Source organism: Methylobacterium sp. WL12 (assembly GCF_008039475.1).
In the GTDB taxonomy this organism is placed as follows: Bacteria; Pseudomonadota; Alphaproteobacteria; order Rhizobiales; family Beijerinckiaceae; genus Methylobacterium; species Methylobacterium cerastii.
Window position 1 is genome coordinate 1 of record NZ_VRUW01000187.1, and the last position, 2466, is coordinate 2466.

The window sequence follows — 2466 nt, forward strand, 5'->3', positions numbered from 1 at the left end:
GGCCGCCTCCGAGCGCGAGCCGCCCGCCGAGATCACCGACAGCGCCAACAGGCGGCGGGTCTGGGCCGGATTGCGCGAACCCTTGGCCAGAGCGCGCAAACCTTCGGCATCATAATCCGATCGCAGTAGCACCGGAGCAGCCATCACATCCTCCTCAGGCTCCAAACCTGAAAAGAGAATCACGACCTGGATCGCGATGCTACCTCGCGTGAATCACGTTCAACGGGGCTTGGTATTAAGAGTCGCTTCAGCCTGCACGGCGCAGCCAAGGAGAAGTTCATTTGGATCGAGTTGCCCGATACGCGCTTTACTTCACCCCCGCCCCCGGCTCGGCCCTCGCCGCCTTCGGCGACGCGATTCTCGGCCTCGGCCCAGCGCCCGGCCCCGATGCGCTGCGGGCAATCCTCGCCGCCAACACTGCGGAGCAGCGCGTCTACGGGTTCCACGCCACCCTGAAGGCGCCGATGCGCCTCGCCCCGGGCGCCACCGAAGCGGATCTCCTCGCGGCGGCCGCGGCGCTGGCGGCGCCCAAGCTCCCGCTGCCAGTCGGCCCTATGCGGGTCGCCGACCTGGGGAATTTCGCCGCCCTGGTGCCGGAGGCGCCGCCCTCCGCCCTCGGCCTCCTCGCAGCCGAATGCGTCGCCGCGCTCGATCCCCTGCGCGCGCCCCTCACCGAGGACGAGCGCGCCCGCCGTCGCCCCGAGCGCCTGGACCCCCGCGGCCGGGCGCTGCTGGAGCGCTGGGGCTACCCGCACGTGTTCGAGGCCTTCCGCTTTCACATGACGCTCACCGGCCCCCTCGAGCCGGAAGACCTGTCGATGGCCCTACCTCTGCTGGCCGAGGCCGGCGCTGGCCTGCCCGACCTCGTGATCGATGCCGTGAGCGTGGTCGTTCGAGACGGCGCGGCGCCGTTTCGCCTCCTGCGCCGCCTGCCCTTCGCCGCCTGACAGGACCCCGCTATGGCCTCCGACCGCCTCGGCCTCGAACCGGCCGTCCACCCCACGGCCGATCTCTGGGATTGCCGCCTCGGCCGCTACACCGAGGTCGGCGCGCGCACGCGCCTGAGCGAGACTAGCCTCGACGACTATTCGTACATCGTCGAGGACGGGCAGGCGAACTATACCGCCATCGGCAAGTTCTGCTCAATCGCCTCACACGTACGGATCAATCCGGGCAACCACCCGATGGAGCGGGCCTCGCAGGCGCACTTCACCTATCGGGCCAGCGCCTACTGGCCGGGAGAGGCGGCAGACGAGCCGGCCTTCTTCGCCCGGCGCCGTGCCCTGTCCGTCACCATCGGCCACGACGTCTGGATCGGGCACGGGGCCGTGATCCTGCCCGGGCGGACCATCGGCACCGGGTCGGTCGTGGGCGCGGGCACGATCCTGACCCGGGACGTGGCGCCCTACACCATCGTGGTCGGCAATCCGGGCTGCGTCGTGCGGCGCCGTTTCCCGGAGGCGGTGGCCGAGCGCCTGTTGGCCCTCGCCTGGTGGGACTGGGACCACGACCGCCTGTGCCGGGCCGTGCCGGACTTCCGCGCTCTCGCGATCGAGGCATTCCTGGAACGCTACGAAGCCATAGCACAATAAGTCCATTTATTGGTTAGCCGAACAACTGTCATTTAACTGTCACGCACGACGGCTCTACCGGCGTTCAACATGAATCGCCGGGAAACAGCATGCTGATCCTCGAAGATCTGAGCCGTCGATACGGCGACCGTCGCGCGGTGGACGGGATTTCCCTCGCCATCCCGCGCGGCCGCTTCGTCGGCGTGATCGGGCGCTCGGGCGCGGGCAAGTCGACCCTCCTACGGATGGTCAACCGCCTCGCCGAGCCGACGGGCGGGCGCATCCTGTTCGACGGCCTCGACATCACCGCCCTGCATGGCCGCGACCTCCGGCGCTGGCGGGCGCGCTGCGCGATGATCTTCCAGCAGTTCCACCTCGTTGGCCGCCTCGACGTGCTGAGCAACGTCCTGATGGGACGGCTCTCCGAGGTGCCCCGGCACCGCTCCCTCCTCAAGCTCTGGTCGGAGCGCGAGCGCGCCCTTGCGCTGGCCGCCCTCGACGAATTCGGCATGGGGGACTTCGCCGCCCACCGGGCCGACCAGCTCTCCGGCGGCCAGCAGCAGCGCGTCGCCATCGCGCGGGCGATGATGCAGGCTCCCGACCTGATCCTGGCCGACGAGCCCGTGGCGTCCCTCGATCCGCGCAACACCCGCATCATCATGGATACCCTCGCGGAGGCCAACCGGCGCCACGGCATCACCGTGCTGTGCAACCTTCACTCCCTCGACCTAGCCCGCAGCTACTGCGACCGCCTCGTCGGCCTCGCCGACGGCCGCCTCGTGTTCGACGGCGCACCTGCCGACCTCACCGAGGACGTCGCCCGCCAGCTCTACGGGCTGGAGGCGGGCGAGGTGCTCGACGCCCCCGCCGCGCCCGCACGCCCCCGGGCCTATCC

General features: G+C 70.2%; 3 protein-coding genes and 1 pseudogene. 3 read left to right on the plus strand and 1 reads right to left on the minus strand.

Annotation, left to right across the window (positions count from 1 at the left end; all coding sequences use genetic code 11):
* Positions 1–183, minus strand: a pseudogene (locus FV226_RS27305) (IS630 family transposase); the annotation flags it as partial.
* A 98-nt stretch (positions 184–281) separates the two neighbouring features.
* On the opposite strand from FV226_RS27305, the gene FV226_RS27310 reads away from it, so the two are divergent.
* From FV226_RS27310 to phnC, 3 genes are all read left to right on the plus strand, one after another.
* A complete protein-coding gene (locus FV226_RS27310) occupies positions 282–947 on the plus strand; it encodes a DUF1045 domain-containing protein (protein ID WP_147754724.1) in 666 nt (221 codons plus the stop codon).
* Between the two features lie 12 nt (positions 948–959).
* Positions 960–1592 carry a chloramphenicol acetyltransferase gene (locus FV226_RS27315; RefSeq protein WP_147754723.1) on the plus strand — a complete coding sequence of 211 codons (633 nt, stop codon included), beginning with the start codon at positions 960–962 and terminating at the stop codon, positions 1590–1592.
* A gap of 89 nt (positions 1593–1681) precedes the next feature.
* A partial coding sequence (gene phnC / locus FV226_RS27320) for a phosphonate ABC transporter ATP-binding protein (RefSeq protein WP_147765383.1) occupies positions 1682–2466 on the plus strand: 785 nt, incomplete at its 3' end.